Origin of the sequence: Amycolatopsis sp. H20-H5 (genome assembly GCF_035828755.1) — a bacterium.
Classification (GTDB): Bacteria; Actinomycetota; Actinomycetes; order Mycobacteriales; family Pseudonocardiaceae; genus Amycolatopsis.
Map to the genome: position 1 here is coordinate 1 of NZ_JAYMZS010000138.1, position 21,553 is coordinate 21,553.

19 protein-coding genes and 1 pseudogene are annotated in these 21,553 nt (G+C 69.9%); 4 read left to right on the forward strand and 16 right to left on the reverse strand.

What is annotated here, in order from left to right:
- Positions 1–166: 166 nt before the first annotated feature.
- From QMK34_RS41050 to QMK34_RS41075, 6 genes are all read right to left on the reverse strand, one after another.
- Positions 167–715, reverse strand: coding sequence for a GAF domain-containing protein (locus QMK34_RS41050; protein WP_326420218.1), 549 nt, complete (start codon positions 713–715; stop codon positions 167–169).
- Between the two features lie 310 nt (positions 716–1,025).
- Positions 1,026–2,651 (reverse strand): peptide chain release factor 3, encoded by a 1,626-nt coding sequence (locus QMK34_RS41055; RefSeq protein ID WP_326420219.1) that lies wholly within the window; start codon positions 2,649–2,651, stop codon positions 1,026–1,028.
- Between the two features lie 218 nt (positions 2,652–2,869).
- Positions 2,870–3,145: a DUF3040 domain-containing protein gene (locus tag QMK34_RS41060; protein ID WP_326420220.1), complete on the reverse strand. Its 276-nt coding sequence runs from the start codon at positions 3,143–3,145 to the stop codon at positions 2,870–2,872.
- A 93-nt stretch (positions 3,146–3,238) separates the two neighbouring features.
- Complete coding sequence (locus QMK34_RS41065; RefSeq protein WP_326420221.1) at positions 3,239–4,618, reverse strand: MFS transporter; 1,380 nt, start codon at positions 4,616–4,618, stop codon at positions 3,239–3,241.
- Between the two features lie 286 nt (positions 4,619–4,904).
- Positions 4,905–6,428, reverse strand: a complete 1,524-nt coding sequence (locus tag QMK34_RS41070) for a catalase (protein WP_326420222.1) — start codon at positions 6,426–6,428, stop codon at positions 4,905–4,907.
- Positions 6,429–6,746: 318 nt separating this feature from the next.
- A complete protein-coding gene (locus tag QMK34_RS41075) occupies positions 6,747–7,322 on the reverse strand; it encodes an NAD(+)/NADH kinase (protein ID WP_326420223.1) in 576 nt (191 codons plus the stop codon).
- 97 nt (positions 7,323–7,419) lie between these two features.
- On the opposite strand from QMK34_RS41075, the gene QMK34_RS41080 reads away from it, so the two are divergent.
- A complete protein-coding gene (locus tag QMK34_RS41080; RefSeq protein WP_326420224.1) occupies positions 7,420–8,127 on the forward strand; it encodes an RraA family protein in 708 nt (235 codons plus the stop codon).
- A 3-nt stretch (positions 8,128–8,130) separates the two neighbouring features.
- On the opposite strand, the gene QMK34_RS41085 is transcribed toward QMK34_RS41080, so the two are convergent.
- The 5 genes from QMK34_RS41085 to QMK34_RS41105 form a co-directional block, all read right to left on the reverse strand.
- Entirely contained in the window at positions 8,131–8,565 is a 435-nt protein-coding gene (locus tag QMK34_RS41085) for an SRPBCC family protein (protein ID WP_326420225.1), read from the reverse strand.
- Positions 8,566–8,567: 2 nt separating this feature from the next.
- Entirely contained in the window at positions 8,568–9,335 is a 768-nt protein-coding gene (locus tag QMK34_RS41090; RefSeq protein WP_326420227.1) for a CPBP family intramembrane glutamic endopeptidase, read from the reverse strand.
- A gap of 16 nt (positions 9,336–9,351) precedes the next feature.
- Positions 9,352–10,248, reverse strand: a complete 897-nt coding sequence (locus QMK34_RS41095; protein ID WP_326420228.1) for an NAD(P)H-binding protein — start codon at positions 10,246–10,248, stop codon at positions 9,352–9,354.
- A gap of 47 nt (positions 10,249–10,295) precedes the next feature.
- A complete protein-coding gene (locus tag QMK34_RS41100; protein ID WP_326420229.1) occupies positions 10,296–11,645 on the reverse strand; it encodes a DUF2867 domain-containing protein in 1,350 nt (449 codons plus the stop codon).
- Between the two features lie 147 nt (positions 11,646–11,792).
- Complete coding sequence (locus QMK34_RS41105) at positions 11,793–12,239, reverse strand: STAS domain-containing protein (protein ID WP_326420231.1); 447 nt, start codon at positions 12,237–12,239, stop codon at positions 11,793–11,795.
- Between the two features lie 184 nt (positions 12,240–12,423).
- On the opposite strand from QMK34_RS41105, the gene QMK34_RS41110 reads away from it, so the two are divergent.
- Complete coding sequence (locus tag QMK34_RS41110; protein ID WP_326420232.1) at positions 12,424–13,329, forward strand: alpha/beta hydrolase; 906 nt, start codon at positions 12,424–12,426, stop codon at positions 13,327–13,329.
- 62 nt (positions 13,330–13,391) lie between these two features.
- Here QMK34_RS41110 and QMK34_RS41115 read toward each other — a convergent pair whose 3' ends face one another.
- Complete coding sequence (locus QMK34_RS41115) at positions 13,392–14,633, reverse strand: NAD(P)/FAD-dependent oxidoreductase (protein WP_326420234.1); 1,242 nt, start codon at positions 14,631–14,633, stop codon at positions 13,392–13,394.
- Between the two features lie 83 nt (positions 14,634–14,716).
- Positions 14,717–17,446, reverse strand: a complete 2,730-nt coding sequence (locus tag QMK34_RS41120; RefSeq protein ID WP_442785332.1) for a glycoside hydrolase family 3 N-terminal domain-containing protein — start codon at positions 17,444–17,446, stop codon at positions 14,717–14,719.
- Positions 17,447–17,867: 421 nt separating this feature from the next.
- Here QMK34_RS41120 and QMK34_RS41125 point away from each other — a divergent pair, with 421 nt between their 5' ends.
- The gene (locus QMK34_RS41125; protein WP_326420236.1) at positions 17,868–18,194 is read left to right on the forward strand and encodes a hypothetical protein; all 327 of its coding nucleotides are present in this window, start codon (positions 17,868–17,870) and stop codon (positions 18,192–18,194) included.
- Between the two features lie 130 nt (positions 18,195–18,324).
- Positions 18,325–19,380 carry a chitinase gene (locus QMK34_RS41130; RefSeq protein ID WP_326420237.1) on the forward strand — a complete coding sequence of 352 codons (1,056 nt, stop codon included), beginning with the start codon at positions 18,325–18,327 and terminating at the stop codon, positions 19,378–19,380.
- A 58-nt stretch (positions 19,381–19,438) separates the two neighbouring features.
- Here the strand turns inward: QMK34_RS41130 and QMK34_RS41135 are convergent, their stop codons facing one another.
- The 3 genes and pseudogenes from QMK34_RS41135 to QMK34_RS41145 all read right to left on the reverse strand — a co-directional run.
- On the reverse strand, positions 19,439–20,287 hold the full coding sequence (locus QMK34_RS41135; RefSeq protein ID WP_326420238.1) for an ABC transporter permease subunit: 849 nt from the start codon (positions 20,285–20,287) through the stop codon (positions 19,439–19,441).
- Positions 20,284–21,210, reverse strand: a complete 927-nt coding sequence (locus tag QMK34_RS41140; RefSeq protein WP_326420239.1) for an ABC transporter ATP-binding protein — start codon at positions 21,208–21,210, stop codon at positions 20,284–20,286. Before QMK34_RS41140 ends, QMK34_RS41135 begins: the two co-directional genes overlap by 4 nt.
- 118 nt (positions 21,211–21,328) lie before the next feature.
- Positions 21,329–21,553, reverse strand: a pseudogene (locus tag QMK34_RS41145) (alkaline phosphatase family protein); the annotation flags it as partial.

Below are 21,553 nucleotides of genomic sequence, written 5' to 3' on the forward strand. Positions count from 1 at the left end.
GCAGGGACTGGATCCGCGCCGCGAGCTCGCGGTCGCCGGACGCCTTGGCCGCTTTGGCGCGCGAGTCACGGTTCGCGATGAACTCGGCGGGTTCACCGCCGTAGAGCTCGGCGGCGACCGAGTCGAAGTCGGTACTCCCGCTGATCCGGCGCGCCATGGGGTAACCCTACGACGCCGGTTCGTCCTGGTGGAGGTAGCGACGCGCGCTGCGCAGCCCGAAAACCACCGTCGCCGTGTAGAGCTCCAGCAGCTTGACCTCGAAATCCTCGAACTCGTCACCGCCGAAACAGAACAGGTTCAGCGCGCCCGAGACCTCCTCGTCCACGGTCAGCGGGACGGACAGGAAGCTCGTGACCCCGTGGTGGCCCGCGGCCGCGGCGAACTCGGGCCACTGCTTCGCGGCCGATCCGGGCCCGGCGTTCTGCGGGCGTCCCGTCCTGGCCGCCCGCAGACAGGGCCCGTCGCCGACGCGGTACTGCTCCTGATCGAACTCGGCGGCGCGCCGATCGGTGCTGGCGACCGTGTTCGGGGCCCCATCCCGGATCAGCGTGATGCTGGCGACGTCGGCGCGGGGGACCACCTGGACGGCGTGGGCGCAAACGGTCTGGAGCATCGACCCGAAGTCAGGCCGGCGGTCGAGCATCGCGGTGAGCGAGTCGAGGGCGGCCATGAGCTCGTCCAGCGGTTCGATGAGCTGCTGCGGGGCGGAGTCCATGACTGTGCTCGCTTCCGTCGAGGATGACGCGGGGCCGGTCGCCGCGCCCCGATTGCTTGCCCGATGTCCCGAGCCGTCGCGCGCACCCCGTGCTCGACCACCTTGTGGGTCCCTCGAAGGTGTACCCGCCGTGGCGGCTTTCACACCCGGCGACCGCATTTTCCGCTGAGCCGGTGATCACGTTTCCCGCGGTGACCACTCGGGTACGCCGCCAGCAGAACCTGTACCGGTCAGCCAAGGAGCAGCAAGGTTCGCCGAAGGCGTGTACCTCAACGAGTTCACGTTCGGGCGTGGACTTGAGCGCTGCGGACTAGCCTGCCGTCGAGCCGCCCTCGGCGAGCAGCGGTTCGAGGATCAGCTCGGGGTGGGCGCGCTTCATGAGCCGGATGTCGAGGTCCTCGGCGAACAGGGCCAGCTCGGTGCCGTCGGTGCGGAGCAGCACTTCGCTCCGGCGGCCCGCGTTGACGATCGCCCGCTGCGTGGGGTCGGCGAGCCGCCGGACCACGTTGTAGGACAGGCGATCCAGCCGGACCGGCGACTTGAACTCGTGCTCGAGGCGGTGCGAAGCGACTTCGAACTGCATGGGTCCGACCGCGGCGAACACCGGCGCCGCCTCGCCGCGGCGGTCCGAGACCAGCACCTGCACGACGCCCTCGGCGCCGAGCTGTTCCACACCCTTGCGGAACTGCTTGACCCGGCCGAGGTCGGCGGGGTGGGCGACCGCGAAGTGCGCGGGCGCGAAGCTGGGCAGGCCGGGGAACCGCACCGCGGGCTTGCCCGCGTACAGCGTGTCGCCCACGCGCAGTGACGTGGCGTTGACCAGCCCGACCACGTCCCCGGGGAACGCGGTGTCCACAGTGGACCGCTGCTGCCCGAACACCTGCTGGGCGTACTTGGTGGCGAACGGTTTCCCGGTGGTGGCGTTGGTGACGACCATGCCGCGCTCGAACTGCCCGGAGCAGACGCGGGCGAAGGCCAGCTGGTCGCGGTGGGCCGGGTCCATCCCGGTCTGCACCTTGAACACGAAGGCCGAGAACGGGGTGTCGAGCTCGCGCGCCTTGCCGTCGGCGTCCGGGCGCGGCGCTGGCCGGGGCGCCAGTTCGGTGAGCAGGTCCAGCAGGTGGCGGACGCCGAAGTTCGACACCGCCGAGCCGAACAGCACCGGCGTCGCCGACGCCTCGGCGAAGCGATCGAGGTCGAACTCGCCGCCGGACGCCAGCAAAAGCTCCGACTCGTCCTTCGCCCTGGTCCAGTCCTCGCCGCCCTCGGCCTCGGCGTGGCTCGCGTCGTAGCGCTCCTCCGGCGCGGTGGTCGCGCCACCGGAGGTGCGCAGGTACCGCACGAACTCGCCGGTGGTGAGGTCGGCCACGCCGTGGAAGTCCCCGGCCACGCCGACCGGCCAGGTCAGCGGCATCGGCTGCAGGCCGATCCGCTCGGACAGCTCGTCGCACAGGTCCAGCGCCTCGCGGCCCGGCCGGTCCCACTTGTTGATGAAGGTGATCACCGGGATGCCGCGGTGGCGGCAGACGTCGAACAGCTTCAAGGTCTGCGGCTCGAGCCCCTTGGCCGCGTCGAGCAGCATCACGGCCGAGTCGACCGCCGAGAGCACCCGGTAGGTGTCCTCGGAGAAGTCCGCGTGGCCAGGGGTGTCCAGCAGGTTGATCACGGTGTCGCGGTAGTCGAACTGGAGCGCCGCTGAGGTGATGGAGATCCCTCGGGCCTGCTCCATCTCCATCCAGTCCGAGGTCACGCCGCGACGGCCGCCCTTGCCGTGCACGGCGCCCGCCTCCGAGATCACCCGCGCGTGCAGCGCCAGGGCCTCGGTCAGCGTCGACTTCCCCGCGTCCGGGTGGCTGATCACGGCGAACGACCGGCGACGCCGCGCCTGCGTCACCACATCCGTCTGTCCGGCCTGGATCGCTTCCACAGCTGTCACCTCGGCTCCCTCCGCACGCGCCGGTCTGTTCCGGCGCCGTCTCGCCGCCCCCGGCGACCCCGTGAGCTTACGGCCGTGCCGCGCGCGGGCTCCGGGCCGGGCGCGTCCGCCGCCGATGCGATGGTCCCTGAAGGCCACCATGACGGCGTTAGACGCCGTCATGGTGGCCTAATGGGACCTTTGGTACTGGGCTTTGTCGACTGTGGACTGGCGACGGGTCAGGTCGCCCGGCTGTTGCGCCCGCGGGACCGGTGGGCCCAGCCCACCGCGAAGCCCGCGGGCAGGCCCCACAGGAACAGGGTGGTGTCGCCGGTCAGGATCCCGGTCACGACCATGAGCACGACGGTGACGTCCGCGCCGACGAGCAGGACCTTCCAGGTCTTGGCGCTGCCCGCGTCGAGGCCGTGGTCGAGAGTCTCGGCGAAGGCCGGGTCACTGGCCCGCATCCGCTCTTCGATCTTCTTCAGTTCCCGGCGATCGTTGTGGGGTAACACGGCAGCTCCTCGGCCCGGCGATCCAGTGCGCCCGCCGGAGATGAAGTACCCCCTCCGGGCTAAATTCACACCCATGGCGAGGAAAGCCACGCCTCAGCGTGCCTGGGCGCGCACCATCTCGACGGCTTCCTCCCTGGTGGCCGCCGCCGGCTGGGACCCCGGCAACGGCTTTCCCGCGGACTCCTTGGTGAAGTAGCAGGCGACGGCGCCGATGATCCCGGCGATGATCAGGTAGTAGCCGGGCCAGTTCAGGTCGCCGGTCAGGGCGATGAGCCCGGCGGTGACCACGGCCGTGGTGCCGCCGAACAGCGAGACCGAGATGTTGAACGCGATCGACAGGCCGCCGTAGCGGACTTCGGTGGGGAACAACGCGGGCAGGGTCGAGGGCATGGTGCTGTTGAAGCACACCAGCATCAGGCCCATCAGCGCGAGCCCGCTGAAGATCGCGACGCCGCCGCCCGCCCGCAGCAGCAGGACCGACGGGATGGCGAGGACCACCATCAGCGCGCAGCCGGTGAAGATCACCGGGCGGCGGCCGATCCGGTCCGACAGCCCGCCCATGAACGTGATCAGCACCATCATCATCAGGAGCACGGCGATCTGGAGCACCTGCGAGGTCGTCTCGCTGATCCCGCCGCCGTCCGGCAGCCCGGCGAGGTAGGTCGGCATGTACGAGGTCAGCATGTAATTGGTGACGTTGAAGACCAGCACCAGCCCCGCGCACACCAGCATCGGCCGCCAGTACCGGGCGAAGATGAGCCGGATCTCCCGCAGGGTCTCGTTGGACTCGCGCTCCTCGGACTCGGCGGCGAGCGCCTTGAACGCCGGGGTCTCCTCGAGCTTGAGCCGCAGGTAGAGCCCGATCAGCCCGAGCGGGCCGGAGATCAGGAACGGGATCCGCCAGCCCCACGAAAGCAGATCCGGCTCCGGGAGGACCGTGGTGACCACGGTGGCGATCGTCGCACCGAAGACGTACCCGGTCAGCGTGCCGAACTCGAGCCAGCTGCCCAGGAAGCCGCGCCGCCTGTCCGGCGCGTACTCGGCGATGAACGTCATCGCGCCGCCGTACTCGCCGCCGGTGGAGAAGCCCTGGAGCAGGCGCGCGAGCAGCATCAGCATCGGCGCGACCACCCCGATGCTCCCGTAGCTGGGGATCAGCGCGATGACGAACGTGCCGACGGCCATCAGGATGACGGTGATCGACAGCACCTTGGTGCGCCCGATCCGGTCGCCGAGCGGGCCGAAGAACATGCCCCCGAACGGGCGGACCAGGAACGCGACCGCGAACAGGCCCAGCGTGCCGATCGTGCCGACGGTTTCGCTCGCACCGGTGAAGAACACCTTCCGGATGGTCGTCTCCAGATAGGCGAACACCCCGAAGTCGAACCATTCGGTGACGTTGCCGATCGCGGCCGCGCCGATCGCGCGCCTGATCACCTTCGGCTCGGTGACCGTGATCCGATCGACGTTCACTCCCGGTCCGCCCGCGTCCGGTTGGCCCGTCTCCGCTACGACAACTCCCGTCTCGTCCACCTCGTGTGGTCCGCCGCGGTGGACCACACCTGATGGCGGGAAACGCTAGTGCAGTCCGGGCGGTACCACCGTTTGGCGCAGTACAAAACGGTCTTTTCGGCGTTAAGCGGATAATTCGGTGAATAGTGTTGAAAGAATGACCCGGACGGTCCGGCCCGCTCTCCGGAAAGCGGGCCGGACCGTGTTGTCAGGCCGTGTTGTCAGGCGGCGGTGTCAGGCAGTGGTGTCAAGCCTTGTCCTGCATGCTGGTCCGCGCGGGGTTCCCCTGCTCGGCGGCCTTCGGGTCCTTCTCGTCCTGCTTGGCGCGGACACCGGCTTCGACCTTGTCGCCGAGGTCCTTGTCCACGTTGCGCCAGTACTCGAAAGCGCGTAGCAGCACCGGTTCGGAGACGGCGTTCAGCAGGTGTCCGACGATGTTGTCCACGAGCCTGCCGCGTTCGGCGTCGTCGAGGACGTCGCGGACCATCGTGCCCGCCTGTCCCCAGTCGTCGTCCTGTTCACGCAGGGTGTAGGCGCCGCGCACCATTTCCCCGTCGGTGTGCCAGCCCGCCGGGGCGCCGTAACGCTCGGTGTCGGCCTGCGGCCCGCCCTTGGAGTTCGGCGCGTACACCGGGTCGGTGACCTTGGTGAACCGCATCGCGCCGTCCTTGCTGTAGCTGTGCACCGGCGAGGTGGACGCGTTGACCGGGAGTTGCTTGTAGTTCGCGCCGATGCGGTGGCGGTGGGCGTCGGCGTAGGCGAACAGCCGTCCGAGCAGCATCTTGTCCGGGCTGGGGCCGATCCCTGGCACCAGGTTGTTCGGCTCGAACGCCGCCTGCTCGATCTCGGCGTGGTGGTCGGTCGGGTTGCGGTCCAGCGTCATCCGGCCGACCTCGATCAGGGGATAGTCCTCGTGCGGCCACACCTTGGTGAGGTCGAACGGGTTGTACCGGTAGGTCTTGGCCTCCTCGAACGGCATGATCTGCATCTTCAGCGTCCAGCTCGGGTGGTCGCCGCGCTCGATCGCCTCGAACAGGTCCCGGGTGTGGTAGTCGGTGTCGGCCGACACCATCTGGTCGGCTTCGTCCTGGGTGAAGTGCTCGACCCCCTGGTCGCACTTGAAGTGGTACTTGACCCAGAACCGGTCGCCCGCCGCGTTGACCCACAGGTAGGTGTGCGAGCTGTAGCCGTTCATGTGCCGCCACGTCCGGGGGATCCCGCGGTCGCCCATCAGCCAGGTGACCTGGTGCGCCGACTCCGGGGAGAGCGTCCAGAAGTCCCACTGCATGTCGTGGTCGCGCAGGTTGTTGTCCGCGCGGCGTTTCTGGGAGCGGATGAAGTGCTGGAACTTGAGCGGGTCGCGGATGAAGAACACCGGGGTGTTGTTCCCGACCATGTCGTACACGCCCTCGGTCGTGTAGAACTTCAGCGCGAAACCGCGCGGGTCACGCCAGGTGTCCGGGCTCCCGCGTTCACCCGCCACGGTGGAGAAACGGGCCAGCAGCTCGGTTTTCGTCCCCGGCTGGAACACCGCGGCCTTGGTGTAGGCGCTCACGTCGCCGGTGACCTCGAACCGGCCGAACGCGCCGCTGCCCTTCGCGTGCGGCTGGCGCTCGGGTACCCGCTCACGGTTGAACTGCGCCATCTGCTCGATCAGGTAGTGGTCCTGCAGCAGGATCGGGCCGTCGGGGCCGACGGTGAGGGAGTGCTCGTCGCTCTCGACCGGGATCCCGGCGTCGTTCGTTGTCGGTTCGGGCTGGATTCGCGTCACTGCTGTTCCTCTTCCTGGGTGTGGTGGGCCCTGGTATAACCCCGGCCGCGATGGTGTCCACAGTCGTAATGGTGTCCACAGTGGAGTGCGGATGCGCCGCCCGGTGAGGCGCGATCCATCACGTCGCAAGGTGGCTCGCGGTGTCGTCGGCTTCGACGGGTGTGTCGATCATGGGCCTCCACCGTCCGCCCGTGGTTCGAGTGCGTCAAGTCCGGGCCCGGGTAAGGGGCCGGGAACCGCCCGGTCGGGTGGCCGGGTCCCTGCCGGGTTCCCCGTTTCGGGGTTTTGAACCGCGGCGCGCGCCAGGAATCCGGCGCGCTAGGCCGGGGGAGGCGCGATCTTGCCGGGGCGGAGGTGCTCGGGGACCAGTTCGAGCAGCTGGTCCTGGCGCAGCGGCAGGTCGAGCAGGCTGAGCTTGACCCGGCTGATGCTGGCGTGGTGGTCCGCCGAGAGCCGCACGACCTGGGCCGCGTTCTCCCGCAGGCGCGCCGTCAGCACCTGGCCTCCGACGAGCTCCCCGGAAGCCGTGCCGTCGACGTCGACCGCCACCGGCGCGCTGTCCGGCGCGACCCGCAGGGACACCTGGTCGCCCGCGCCGAGCCGTACTGGAGCCCGTCTCAGGTCCACCGACACCGCCCCGGCCCGCCCGTCGCGGGCCAGGACGACGTCGTTGAAGCCCTCTCCGGTGCGCAAGGGCTCGCCGCCCTCGACGTTCGCGACGAGGCAGCTGTGGTCCTCGATGGTGAAATCGCCCTCGACGAGCCGCGCCAGCGAGGTCTCCAGCGTCGCCGGGACCACCTCGACGAGGAAGCCCAGGTTCCCGTGGTTGACGCCGAGCACCGGCACCGGGCGGCCGAGGATCGCGGTGCCGTCACCGGACTTCAGGAGGTTCACCGAACCGACTCTAGTCACGGACGTCCGGAGCTGGCGGGAGCGAGGCTTCGCTGACTACGTTCGGGGAAACAGGATCGAACGAGAGGAGCGGCGGACCATGGATCCCCAGGAACTCCGGCTGCGGTTCGCGGCGCTGACCACCGCCCATCTGGCGGACGCGTGCATCCGCGCCGGGCTGCCGGTGCGGTGTGGCCCCGCGCCTTCGCGCGCGGTGGTGCCCGGCGACCGGCTGGCAGGGCGGGTCCGCCCAGCCCGGCACACCGGCAGCGTCGACGTCTTCCTGGAGGCGTTCGAGCAGGCCGCGCCCGGCGACGTGCTGGTGGTCGACAACGGCGGCCGGACCGACGAGAGCTGCGTCGGCGACCTCGTGGCACTGGAGGCGCAGGCCGCCGGGCTGGCGGGCATCGTGATCTGGGGGCTGCACCGCGACACCGCCGACATCCGCGCGATCGGGCTGCCCGTGTTCAGTCTCGGTTCGATCCCCACCGGTCCGCTGAGCCTCGCCGCCCGTCCCGGCGACGCGTTGCGGACGGCCACCGTGGGGGAGTGGGCGGTGAGCGACGGCGACCTGGTCCTCGGCGACGACGACGGGGTGCTGTTCGTGCCCGCCGAGCGCGCCGAGGGCCTCTTCACCCTCGCGGAGACGATCCGCGACACCGAGCGGACCCAGGCCGACCGGATCCGCGCCGGGGTTTCCCTGCGCGCGCAGGTCCGGTTCGGCGACTACCTCGACCAGCGGCTGCTGAAGCCGTCGCTGACCTTCCGTGACCACCTGCGCGCGGTGGGCGGGGCGATCGAGGAGTAGCGCTCAGTCCACGGCCTTGAACGCGTCGGGCATCATGACGGCGACCTCGTCGCCGAGCTTCTCGAACTCGCGCTTCAGGAACGGGTCGGCGAGCTTGGCGAGGCCGTTGAACACGATGTGGGCGTGATAGGTGATCGACGTGCCCTCGCCGACGGCGGTGAACCTCAGGTCGTCGGTGGAGGTCGCGGTCTTGTTCTTCCCCACGAACGTCAGCCTGCCTGGCTCGAGCCGCGTCAGCTCGTAGGCCAGTTCCGTCTTCTTGCCCCGGAACTCGGACACGTTGCGCCAGGTGGAGCCGACCTTGACCGGGCCTTCGTCGAGCCGGTCGCACGAAACCGTGCCGGGGTCCCAGCTTTCCGTGCGGGCGAAGTCCTTCAGGTACTCGACGACGGTCTCGACGGGCTTGGGCACGGTGAAGGTGCGTTCGACGTCGACCATGGTTACTCCTTCGGTTCGGGGCGGGCAGGTTCGGCGGGGGCGAACAAGGGTGGCAGATAGCGCACCATGAGCGCCGACCAGACCAGGTGGGTCAGCAGCGGCGCCTGGATCCCGCCGGTCGCCCGGCGCTGCAGGCCGAACAGGGACCCCATCACGATCGAGGCCAGCACCAGCGCGGGGTTGCGGGTGGCGACGGTCGTCAGCGCGTACACCGCCGTCGAGATCCGCACGGGACCCCGCCCCGACGCCGCCGCGAACACCGCGCCGCGGAAGAAAACCTCCTCGGCCGCGCCGTTGGCCAGCGTGGTCAGCAGCACCGAGCGGGGCGAACCCTGGTGGGCGTAGCGCAGAATCCCCGAGATCGCCCGGTTCAGCACCGGGATGCGCCGGGAGACGAGCGCGCACGCGTAGAAGACGCCGAAAGCGCCGACGCCGATGAGGACCGGCGTGACGAGCGGACGGCGCAGCGGCTCGTCCCGGCGGCGGGTCCAGCCCAGGTGCAGCGGCCCGGAGGCCAGCCCGCCGGCCACCCAGGTGGCCGCCACCCCGCTGGTCAGGCGGTAGAACTGTGCCGAGCCGGGTTTCGTCGAGAGCGAGACGCCCAGCAGGCCCGCGCCCGCGACGGTCACCCCGCCCACCACCCGGCGGCGATGGGCGAGCACGGTTTCGCTGTCGGTGTTGTCCTTCACCGGGCCCGCCGTCCAGGACGCCGGCAGCGCGTCGACCAGCCGATCGGCCCGCGCCCGCCACCGCCGCCGTGCTCTGCCCATCAACATGCTGTGCCCATCAAGACGCCCGCCTGCTCTTCGCCCGCTCGCCCAGTGCCCGCAGCACCGCGTTGTCGTAGTCCATCGGGTCGAATTCCACCAGACGCCGGATGCTGTCGTCACGCACCACCACCTCGTTGGCCATCGAGTCGATCAGCGCCCGGCCGGTCCGGGTGTCGACGTCGGTGACGAGCGAAAGCCAGAGCGAGGACAGCCGCGGCGAAAGCAGCGGCACCGGGACCACAAGCATCCGCCTGCCCTCGATCGCGGCGACGCGGCGCATCATCTCGACGTAGGCCAGCACGTCCGGCCCGCCGATGTCGAAGGCACGCCCTTCGGCGGCGGACGGTTCGAGCACGCCGACGAGGTAGCGCACGACGTCCGCCACGGCGATCGGCTGGGTCCGCGTGCGGACCCAGCGCGGCGTGATCATCGCGGGCAGGTGCTCCACCAGCTGCCGGGTCATCTCCCACGAGATCCCGCCGTGGCCCACGATGATGCCCGCGCGCAGCACGGTCACCGGCACCCCGGCAGAGCCCAGCAGTTCCTCGACCTGGCGGCGGCTGCGCAGGTGGGCGGACAGGTCGTCGGCGTCGTCGCCCAACCCTCCCAAGTAGACGATGCGACGGAGCCCGGCGTCGGCTGCGGCGTGGGCGAAGGCGCGCGCCGCGTCGGCGTCACGCTGCTCGAAATCGTCCTCGTCGAGCGAATGCACCAGGTAGTACGCCGAGTCGACGCCGTCGAGCGCCGACCGCAGCGAGTCCTCGTCGTGGACGTCGCCGTGCACGGGGACGCCCGCGCCCGCGTAGGTCCTGGGATGACGTGTCATGGCCCGGACGTCGTGCCCCGCCTCCTCCAGCGCGGGGCAGAGCCGCCTGCCCACGAAGCCGGACGAGCCGGCTACCAACACCTGCATGCTTGCTTCCCTCGTGGCTCGGTCGTGGTGCGTGGGATGGGTTCGCTTCAGCTGCGGGCGATGTTGCGCGCCATCGTGGTGAAGACCAGGTCGTGCAGGGGTTTCTGCAGCTGCCAGTACAGCTTTCCGGCGATCCCGTCCGGGGTGAAGGTGATCTTCTGGTGGTAGCTCACGCCGCGCTCGTCCTGCGTCACGCTCATCTCCAGCAGCGTCTGGCCCGGCATCTTCATGTCGGCCCGCAGCACGAGCCGTCGCGCGGTGTCGTCGCGCTCCCGGACGGTCCAGAAGTCGACGACGTCACCGCCCGCCAGCTCGGGCCCGCGGCCGCGGTAGAGCCCGACTCCGCCGATCAGGTGATCGACCGCGCCGCGCACCGACCACACCAGGGGAAGGGTGTGCCAGCCGTCGGCGCCGCCGAGGCCGGTGATGGTGCGCCACAGCTCGTCCGCCGTGGCGGCCGAGGGCAACACGTGCTCGTCGACGAATGGCTCGCCGGAGGCGGGGGTGGCGCCGGGCCGGTCGGCGGCGGCGCGGATGGCGTTGTCCACTGTGGTCGTACCGCCCGGTGGCGGCGGCAGCCGTTCGGTGACGTCCGCGTCGGAGGGCAGCATGTCGTGGTCCAGCGACTCGAACAGCGGCGCGGCGACCGCCGCCGGAATCGGCGTGGTGAGCCCGGCGACCAAGGCCGCGATCCGATGTGACCAGAGCGGGGCGGGGATCGGGAGCCGCGCGGGCAGGCCCAGCACCCTGGCACAGCGCTGGACCAGCGACAGGTAGCTCAGCGTTTCCGGCCCGGAGACGTCGAACGCGCCGTTGACCGGGCTCGGCAGCTCGGCCGCGACCCGCAGGTAGTGCAGGACGTCCGCCACCGCGACGGGACGGCTCCGCCTGCTCATCCAGCGCGGCTGGGGGAGCAGCGGCGCCCGCCGGGTGGTGGTGCGGAGCAGGTCGAAGCTGGTGGAGCCGTTGCCGATGATCATCGAAGCCTGCAGGACGAGCGCCGGGACCGGCCCGCCGGTGAGGATGTCGCCGACCTCCGCCCGGGACGCCAGATGCGGCGACAGGGGCGTGTGCCCGGGGGAGGCTGGACGGGTGCCGCCGACGTAGACGAGCTGGGCGACACCCTCGCGGGTGGCCTCCTCGGCGAGGACGGTGGCGGCCAGCCGGTCCACCGCGGCGAAGTCGGCCCGGTCCAGGGAGTGCACCAGGAAGTACGCGACGTCCACGCCGCTCAGCGCCGCGCGCACGTCCCGCGCCTTCGTGGCGTCACCCGCGTGGACCGTGACCGTGGCCGGGAACCGGCCCGCACGGGGGTCGCGTACCAGGGCGTGGACGTCGTGACCGGCGGCGATCAGACAGGGGATCAGCTGCGAGCCGAGGTAGCCGGTCGCGCCCATGACCAGGCACCGGGTCACCGGTGACCCGGCAGAACCGGCCAAGCGATGCAGAAACGTTGCATGAGGTGAGGCTAGGCGATCCGCGGCCTGTTCGCAGTGCCGGGCGGCAGGGCACGGTGACCACCGTCCGGCAGCCTCAGGCCGAGGTCAGCTGTGGCGGGCCGGGACCGGTTTGCGTGGGGGCCAGTTGGGGGACACCGACGTGACGATGGGGAGCAGCTGGTCGAGGCCGGTGAGCGACAGGGTGCGGTTCACCTGCCTGTTGCGCCCGGTGCGGATCCGCAGGACGGTGTCGTGCGTGCCGGCCAGCAGGTTCGCGTGGACCAGCACCGAAAGCCCGGCCGAGCTGAGGAATTCCAGCTCCGTCAGGTCCACCACCACCCGGTCGAGCATACTGCGCAGCCGGCAGTCCAGCAGTTCGCCCAGTTCGGGCGCGCTCACCGCGTCGAGGCCGCCGGAGACGCCGATGACGACCGTGTCCGGCCGCGGCCGGGTGGTCCTGAGCTTGAACTCCTGCGGCCCGTGTGCGGGCCGGGTAACCGCCATGTGATCGGTCTCCATCCAGTAGCCCGTGAAGCGGGCGACGCCGGGCACGAGAACGCCTTCGCAGGGTAGTCCTTCTCGGGGGCGACGCAAGGGATGCTTACCCGATCGGGCCAGCGGCGCGGCGACATTGACGACATTGCCGACGTGGCAAGCGTTTCGGCGATCCCGCCTTGCGTGGGCCTCCCGGTGCGAGCAGGCTGGTCGGTGCCGGGCGGCAGCCGTAGGGAGCGAAATGCACACCGAGATCAGTTTCGTCAGCTTCGGCGTCCGGTGTTCGGCGTGGCACCTCAAGGCGGCGAACGAAAACCTGGAAGCCCCGCGCGGACGGCCGTGCGTGGTGATGGGACACGGTTTCGGCGCGACCAAGGACGCCGGGCTGCTGCCCTTCGCCGAGCGGTTCGCCGAAGCGGGCGCCGACGTGCTCGTGTTCGACTACCGCGGCTACGGCACGTCCGGGGGCGAACCGCGCCAGCACGTCTCGCACTGGCGCCACCGGCAGGACTACCACGCCGCGATCGCCAGGGCACGCCAGCTCGAAGGGGTGGACCCGCAGCGCATCATCGTCTGGGGGAGTTCCTACTCCGGCGGCCACGTGCTGCCCGTCGCGGTGCGGGACGGCCGGGTCGCGGCGGTGATCTCGCAGGGCGCGGCCACCGACGGGCTCGCCGCCCTGCTGCAGATCCTGAGCTACGCCGGGCCGGTGCAGCTGCTCAAACTCGTCGCCCACGGGCTGCTCGACCTGGCGAAACTCGCCCTGCGCCGGCCGCCGCACCTGATCAAGGTCGTCGGCCCGCCTGGCTCGCTCGCCGCGATCACCGCCCCCGGCTCGGAAGCCGGCTACCAGCACATCATGGGCCCGACCTTCCGCAACGAGATGTGCGCCCGCGGCGTGCTCGGCATCCCGCTCAACCGCCCGGTGACCGCCGCCGGGAAACTGCGCTGCCCGATCCTGGTGGTGATGGCGACCGACGACAACATCGCGCCCCCGGCCGCGGTCCGCCGGGTGGTGAAGAACGCGGGCGAGCTGGCCGAAGTGCATTCCTTCGACTGCGGGCATTTCGACATCTACACCGGCGACGTCTTCGAGCAGTCGGTGGCGGCGCAGGTCAAGTTCCTCGAAGGGCTCCGCACTCCGTAGCGGCTCTGTCGAACGTGCTCTGAAGGCCACCTTGAGGGCATCTACGTCCCTCAAGGTGGCCTTCAGAGACTGGCGGCGGTGCCGTGCTCCGCGGCGACGGCGCGGGCGGTTCGTGAGCCGGAAGCCAGTGCGCCCTGGATCGAGCTCGTGTCGCGGTGGTCGCCGCAGACGTACAGCCCGTCGCCGAATCGGAGTTCGCCGCGCAGCGGGTGCGGGGCGGGCATCGCGGGCAATGCTCGGGGGATTTCGTAGCGGCCGACGAGCTCCCAGTGGGTCGCGCTGGTCCGGTACAGCGAGCCGAGTTCGTCCCTGACCTCCGCCTCGGTGGGAGAGTGAAGCGACGAAGCGCCGATCAGTGCCTGACCGGCGGGGGCGTAGCCGGGGCAGACCTCGCTGAGCACCGCGGTGTTCGTCACCGGGCCGCGCCGGGCGCTGGTCACGATGACCGGCTCCTGCAGGGGTGCGTCCGGGGTGGCGAAGTACCAGGTGGTGACGCCCTTCCAGCTCGGGACGTCGACCTCGGGGACCAGGGTGGCGGCGGTCGACCCGTCGGTCGCGACCACAATCGTCCTGGCCTTCCAGGACTCGCCGGACTCGGTCCGGACCTCGCCGGGCGCCACTTCGCGGACAGCGGTCTCCAGGCGGACGACGTCCGTGGGCAGCTGTGCGGCCAGCTGCCGTGGCAACTCGCCCATGCCTTCGGCGGGCAGCGCGGGCGCGGCGCGCAGAAAGCTGCGCCACACCAGGTGGAAGAAACGGGACGAGGTGTCCAGGGCGTTTTCGAGGAAAACGCCCGACAGGAACGGCCGCAGCACCGTGTCGATCGCCTTGCCCGACAAGCCCCACCGCTCGAGCTCGGCGGCGGTGCTCTGGTCGGCCGAGCCGGTGAGAAGCTTCGCGGGCGCGGCGGCGGCGCGTGCCGACAATGCCGCCAGTACGGCCAAATCCTTGACGGAGAGGTAGCGGCGGGCCGCGACCGCCGGTACCGCGCGGGGCGCGTCCAGCGGATGGCCGAGCAGGGACGAGTCGTCGCCGTCGGCGATCCGTACCGCGCGCCAGAACCGGCCGAGCCGCAGCGCGTCGAGGTCCGCCAGCCTGCGGACCGCCGGGTAGGCCGGGTTGAGCACCTGGAACCCGCGGTCGAGCCGGAAGCCGTCGACCAGGTCGGTCCGGACCCGACCGCCGACCTGGCTCCCTGCCTCCAGCACTCGCACCGTGAGCCCGGCGCGGTGCAGGCCCAATGCCGCGGCCAGCCCGGCGAGGCCCGCCCCGACCACCACTACGTCGGTCTCTTCGCTCGCCATGATCGCCAGCCTAGGCGCCGGGCAACCGACGCACAAACGATGCAGTCGGGCCGGGAGCGAGTGCGCTCCCGGCCCGGCATGCGCTAGGTCAGTTCGGAACAGGGTTTGGCGTCAGGATCCTTCCCCGCGTGTGGCGACCAGCGGACGTTGGCGAACGAAGCAGAGAAGGCGCCGTCGGTGTAGACCAGGAACGGCGTGTCGACGTTCTCGAAGTCCATCCCGGCCGCGAAACAGGAGATCGGGATCTTGACCGAGGCCTTGCCGCCGACCGGGAGGTCCTTGAACAGCTTGGTGGCGTTGACCTCCGAGAAACACGGATAGACACAATGGACACTCAGCACCGTCCGGTTGACCGGTGGCTGGTGCACGATCACGTCGAACTCCAGTGCCGCGTCGGTGTTGGGATAGCCGCGCAGATCACGGGGCCCGCCTGCGCTCTGCAGGTAGAGCTGCCCGGGGCCGGTGCCGTTCCAGGTGGTCTTCAGCCCGTCCTGCTGGACGTTGACGTCGGACTGCACCACGTTGATCTCCGCGTGCGAAGCGGTGCCGTCCGTGCCGATCTCCGTGCCGCCCCAGTTCTCCGGCGAACCGATGAAGCTCTTGTACGGGGCGACATCGGTCCGGTTGAAGACCTCGAGGTCCTCGGTCGCGTCGCCGCCACCGCCGCCGGGTGTGCAGCTGGCCTCGGAGGTCTCGTCGAGCTGCCCGATCGCGCTGTGCTGGCCGTTGCGCAGGCCGTAAGCCAGCGGGAACAGCGGGTCGTAGCCCGCGGTGCCGCTGTTCAGCGGGGACTGGCAAGCGCTCTTCGGCCACGAGTACGACAGCTTGCCGCGGTAGCCGGTGCCGTTGTCCGGCCCCTTCACCAGCATGTCGGCGACGCCCGCGCCCTCGGTGCCGGGCAGCCACGCCGCGACGAACGCGTCGGAGCGGTTGAGCTCCTTGTTCATGTACAGCGGACGGCCGCCGACGTACACGGTGACCACTGGCGCGCCCTTGCCGCGGACCTTGTCCAGCACGGCGACGTCTTCCGGGTAGAGCTTGGCGGCCTCGAGCGTCTTGCGGGTGAGGTCGCCGACACCCTCGGCGTACGGCGTTTCGCCGATCACGGCGATGACCGCGTCGTAGCCCTTCGGGTCGAGGTCACCCTTTTCGTCGAAGGTGACGTTGGCCGCGCCGAGGTCTTCGCGAAGGCCGCCCAGTATCGAGGTGCCGTTCGGGAAGTCCGCGTTGGTGTTGCCGGTGCCCTGCCAGCTCAGCGTCCAGCCGCCGGTCTGGTTCTGGATGCTGTCGGCGCTCTTGCCGACGACCAGTACCTTGGCCTTCGGTGACAGCGGCAGCACCTTGTTGTTGTTCTTGAGCAGCGTCTGGGACTCGCGCACGGCGTCGCGGGCCAGCCAGCTGTCCTTGAGCCATTCGTCCGAGTTGGCGTACGCCCGGTCGGACGGCTTCTGCGCCTCGAACAGCCCGGCGCGGACCTTCACCCGCAGGATCCGGGTCACCGCGTCGTCGATGCGGGCCATCGGGATCTGGCCGTCTTGCACCTGCGCGATGGTGTTGGTGATGAACGCCTTCCAGTCGTTCGGCACCATGATGACGTCGAGCCCGGCGTTGATCGCCCGTGGGCAGCTGGCGTTGGTGCAGCCGGTGACCTGGCCGATGCCGTTCCAGTCGGACACGACGACGCCGTCGAAGCCCATCTTGCCCTTGAGGATCTGGTTCAGCGCTTTGTCGCTGCCGTGGATCTTGCCCTCGGCGACGCTGCCGTCGGTGCTGGTCCAGCTGTTGAACGAGGCCATCACGGTCTGGGCGCCCGCGGCGAGCGCGCCGTAGTAGCCCTGGCCGTGGATGTTGATCATGTCGGCCTCGGACGAGGGGTCGACGCCCTGGTCCTGCCCCTTGATCGTGCCGCCGTCGCCGATGAAGTGCTTGGCGGTGGCGATCACGCCGCTCTGGCCGATGTGCTTGGTGGCTGCGTCCTGCAGGCCGTTGATGGCCTCGTACCCGTAGGCGCGCGTGATCCGCGGGTCCTCCGAGAAGCCTTCGTAGGTGCGGCCCCAGCGGTCGTCACGGACGACGGCGAGGGTCGGCGAGAATGCCCAGTCCTGGCCGGTCGAGCGGATCTGGCGGGCGGTGGCGCCCGCGACGTCGCGGACCAGGCACGGGTCCTGCGCCGCGCCGAGGCCGATGTTGTGCGGGAAGACCGTCGCGCCGTAGACGTTGTTGTTGCCGTGCACCGCGTCGATGCCCCAGATGACCGGGATCTTCGACGGCGTCTGCTTCGACGCGAGGAAGTACGAGTCGGCAGCGGCCAGCCAGGACTGCTGCGAAGCGTGCTTGTCCTTGCCGGGCCATGAGCCGCCGCCGTTGAGCACGGAGCCGATGGAGTACTGCTTGACCTCGTCGGGGGTGATCGCGGCGATCTCCGGCTGGGTCATCTGCCCGACCTTCTCGGCCAGCGTCATCCCGGACAGGAGCTGCGCGATCCGCTGCTCGTCGCGCGGGTTCTTCTCGACCTTGCTCTGGACCTTGGGCCAGTCCGCCAGGGTCGGCAGGGTCTTCTCGATCTTGGCGCAGCCGTCGGGACCGAGGGCGGGCTTGCCGATCACCGGCTGCTCGGCGGGCTGCCCGGCGGCCGGGCCGGGGACCGCGTCGGCGACCCCGCCCAGCAAGGTCAAGCCCGCCAGCGTGGCGAGCGTACTTCGGCGGGCGCGGGACCACAGTGGGGATCTTCTGGCCATGGACAGTCCGTTCTGCGGGGCGGCGGCGATGACGCTGTCCGGCAGATCCTCACCGGGCAAAGGGGACTGAGTCAAGGGTTTCGGCGGACTAACGTCCACATTCCGTATCGTTAGTTTTTGGCATGAACTAAGGTGTGTACCGACAGTCGCCGTCGCGACCGTCGCGACGGTCGTGACTGCCCCTGAAGGCCACCATGACGGCGTCAGACGCCCCAAATGTTCCCTTCGCGGCCGGTGTTTCTGCCCGAAAGACTCCGGATCGTGGACAACCTGTCGACAGGTCGCGGTTTGTGTGGGCGCGCGGAGTGCCAGCCTCGTGCGCGAGGCCGCGCGAGGCCGGAGTCAGGCCGCAGGGCCAGGCCGCCGCACGACCGGCCGACTCCGCTGGTGTCCACTGTGGACTTATTCATGGTGGGCGATCCTGCCGAGGTGAACCCGAACGCAGGCTTCCGGTGGGCGGGCCCGCCTGCGATAGTCGATGGCCGAGGGGGTCGTCATGCACATCAGGGCGAGGCGCCGGTCGGTCGGTTTCGACGGCCGGACCGTGACCATCAGCGTCGCGGTCAAGGGCAGCCTGCTGATTCCTGACGACGTGAAGGTCAGGTTCCGGGCCGACGAGATCACCCGCGTCGACCACAGTGAGCCGACCGCCTTCAAGCCTGGGCGGATCGTGTTCGTGGTGCCGGGGGTGTCGCGGGAGATCGTGCGCAACGTGCCGATGTTCGCGGACCAGCTGGGGATGACCACATTCCAGTACCCGGGAAGCCTGAAGCCGAAGGTCGCCAAGCTGCTGGCCGAGATCGCCAAGGCACGCGGCAAGTAGCCGCACCGGTCCCCTCGCGTTAGAGGTCTAGACCATCCGATCGTCGGTGGTTCCCGGTGCGGCGTGCGCCTATATTGGCCAGAACGGCCGTGTTCTCCGCTTCAGCAACGCTTCGTGATGGGAGCTGGGTATGTTCGGTCGGAAATCACGCCTGCTCGGAATCGCTCTGGCGGCGGCACTCGCCACGCCGCTGCTCATGCTCGCTCCGGCGGGCGCCACGGCGCAGGCGGACACCTGCGCGGTGAAGTCGAAGCCCGCTGGCAAGGTGCTGCAAGGGTATTGGGAAAACTGGGACGGCGCCGTGAACGGAGTCCACCCGCCGCTCGGCTGGATCCCGATCACGGACTCGCGCATCGCCGCCCACGGCTACAACGTCCTCAACGCGGCTTTCCCGGTCATCCGCTCGGACGGGACCGTGCTCTGGGAGAACGGGATGGACGCGACCGTGAAGGTCGCCACCCCGGCCGAGATGTGCCAGGCCAAGGCGGCGGGCGCCACGATCCTGATGTCGATCGGCGGCGCGGCCGCGGGCATCGACCTCAACTCGGCCGCGGTGGCCGACCGGTTCGTCGCCTCGATCGTGCCGATCCTGAAGGCGTACAACTTCGACGGCATCGACATCGACATCGAGACCGGCCTGGTCGGCGGCGGGAACATCGGCACGCCGTCGACCTCGCAGGCCAACCTCATGCGCATCATCGACGGCGTGCTCCAGCAGATGCCGCCGAACTTCGGCCTGACCATGGCGCCCGAGACGGCGTACGTCACCGGCGGCAGCGTCACCTATGGCTCGATCTGGGGCGCCTACCTGCCGATCGTCAAGAAGTACGCCGACAACGGCCGGCTCTGGTGGCTGAACATGCAGTACTACAACGGAAACATGTACGGCTGCGCCGGTGACTCGTACTCGGCGGGCACGGTCGCGGGTTTCACGGCGCAGACCAACTGCCTGAACAAGGGACTGGTCGTGCAGGGCACCACGATCAAGGTGCCGTTCGACAAGCAGGTCCCCGGCCTGCCCGCACAGCCGGGCGCCGGGGGTGGCTACCTGTCCACCGGACTGGTCTCGCAGGCTTGGAACACCTATGCCAACGGCTTGAAAGGCCTGATGACCTGGTCCCTGAACTGGGACGGGTCGAAGAACTGGACCTTCGGCAACAACGTCAAGTCTCTTCAGGGCCGCTGACCCCCGGCAGGCCTGTCGTCCACTCGGCGACGGGCCTGCCGGACGCGTCAGCGAACGCCTAGGCGTCGCGGCGTTTCAGCAGGATCGCGGCGGCCACGATCCCGACCACCAGATAGCCGCAGAACACGGCGAACCCGGCCCAGGGCGAGAGCATGCCCGCCTCGTGCCGCACCATGAGCACCTGTTGCCCGGCGTTGCCCGGCAGGTACGGGTTGATGTGCGGGGCCCAGCTGTCCGGCAACGCGTCGCCCAGCGCGGGCAGCACGAGCAGCAGCCCGAACAACGCGGCGATCGCCCCGGCGGTGTGCCGGACGATCCAGCCGAACGCCACGCCCAGCAGGCCCACGACCGTCAGGTAGAGCCCGGTCCCGACCACCGCCCGCAGCACGCCCGGCGCGCCCAGCGTGGTTTCGATGTGCTGGGAGCTCAGGAAAGCCTGCCCGCCCAGGAACGCGATGAACGCGCTCACCGTGGTGACCACGAAGGTCACCGCCGCGAACACGATCGCCTTGGCCCACAGGACCGGCAGCCGGGTGGGCGCGGCGGACAGGCTGGCGCGGATCATCCCGGTGCCGTATTCGCCGCTGACGATCAGCGCGCCGAGCACGCCGACCACCAGCTGGGCCACGAAAAACCCTTCGAGGCTCACCGCGGTGGGATCGAACCGCGCCTTGGCGCCCGCCCGCATCACCGGCCACCGGTTCGCGTCGACCGCGGCGAACACCCAGCCGAGGCCGATCATGCCGACGATCGTCGCGGACACGCTGAGCGTGGTCGAGCGCAGGGAACGGAACTTCACCCACTCGGAGTGCAGGACCCGGAGCTGGGTGACCTTCAGCTCGGCGGGAGGCCGGGACGTGTTCACCGGGCCGCCCGGTGCGGGTTCGGTCGCGATGCTCGACGTCATGAGGCTTTCCTTTCTTGCTGTGCTTCGCGGCCGTACTCGACGGAGTCGTGCGTCAGTTCCATGAAGGCCTCCTCCAGCGAGGCCTGGATCGGGGTCAGCTCCTCAAGCGCGATCGAGTTCCGGCAGGCGATCTGGCCGATCTCGGTCCCGCTGAGCCCGGACACCTCGAGTTGGCCCCGCTCGGTGCTCGTGACGCTGACCCCGGCCCCGGCGAGCAGGTCGCGCAGCTCGGTGGCACTGGTGGTGCGGACCCGGACGACACGGCTCGAAGCCTTGTCGATGAAGTCCTGCACGGAGGTGTCGGCGATGAGCTTGCCGCGGCCGATCACGATCAGGTGCTCGGCGGTGAGCGCCATCTCGCTCATCAGGTGCGAGGAGACGAACACGGTCCGCCCCTCGGCGGCCAGTCCGCGCAGGAGGGTGCGGATCCAGAGGATGCCCTGCGGGTCGAGGCCGTTGACCGGCTCGTCCAGCACGAGCGTCGCCGGGTCGCCGAGCAGCGCCGCGGCGACGCCGAGACGTTGCCCCATGCCAAGGGAGAAGCCGCCGACGCGCTTGCGGGCGACGTCCCGCAGGCCGACGATGTCGATCACCTCGTCGACCCGGCGGCGCGGGATCCCGGTGGTGAGGGCCAGTGCGTAGAGGTGGTTGTAGGCCGACCGTCCGGTGTGGACGGCGCGGGCTTCGAGCAGTGCGCCGACCTCGTGCAGCGGCGCGGAGTGCCGGGCGTACGGGCGGCCGTTGACGGTCACCTCACCGGACGTCGGCGCGTCCAGGCCCATGATCATCCTGATGGTGGTGGATTTCCCGGATCCGTTGGGACCCAGGAACCCGGTCACCACCCCGGGTTTGACGGTGAAGGTGAGGCCGTCCACCGCGGTCTTGTCGCCGTAGCGCTTGGACACCGCCCTGGCTTCGATCATGGTGTTCTCGTTTCCCTGCCTGTGCCGGTTGCGGGATGTCGCGGTCACCCGCAACCGTGGCCACCGAGCATGAGAGTCCGATGAGGATCTCGCCGGATTTGGTTAAGAAACAGCGGGCTCAGAAGCCGGGCAGCACGCGGGTGCCCTCGATGCGGACGGCGTCCAGCGCCCGCGGGTCCAGGTCGAGCAGCCGCAGGATCGTCGGCGCGATCTGGGTGGTCTCCACGGCGCGGGACACCACCCGGTTACCCTCGCCGCCGCTGACCACGAGCGGGACGTCGCGGTCGTCGCCTGCCGCGCCGCCGTGCTCGGCGATCTTCTTCTTGCCGCCGGTGTAGACGAC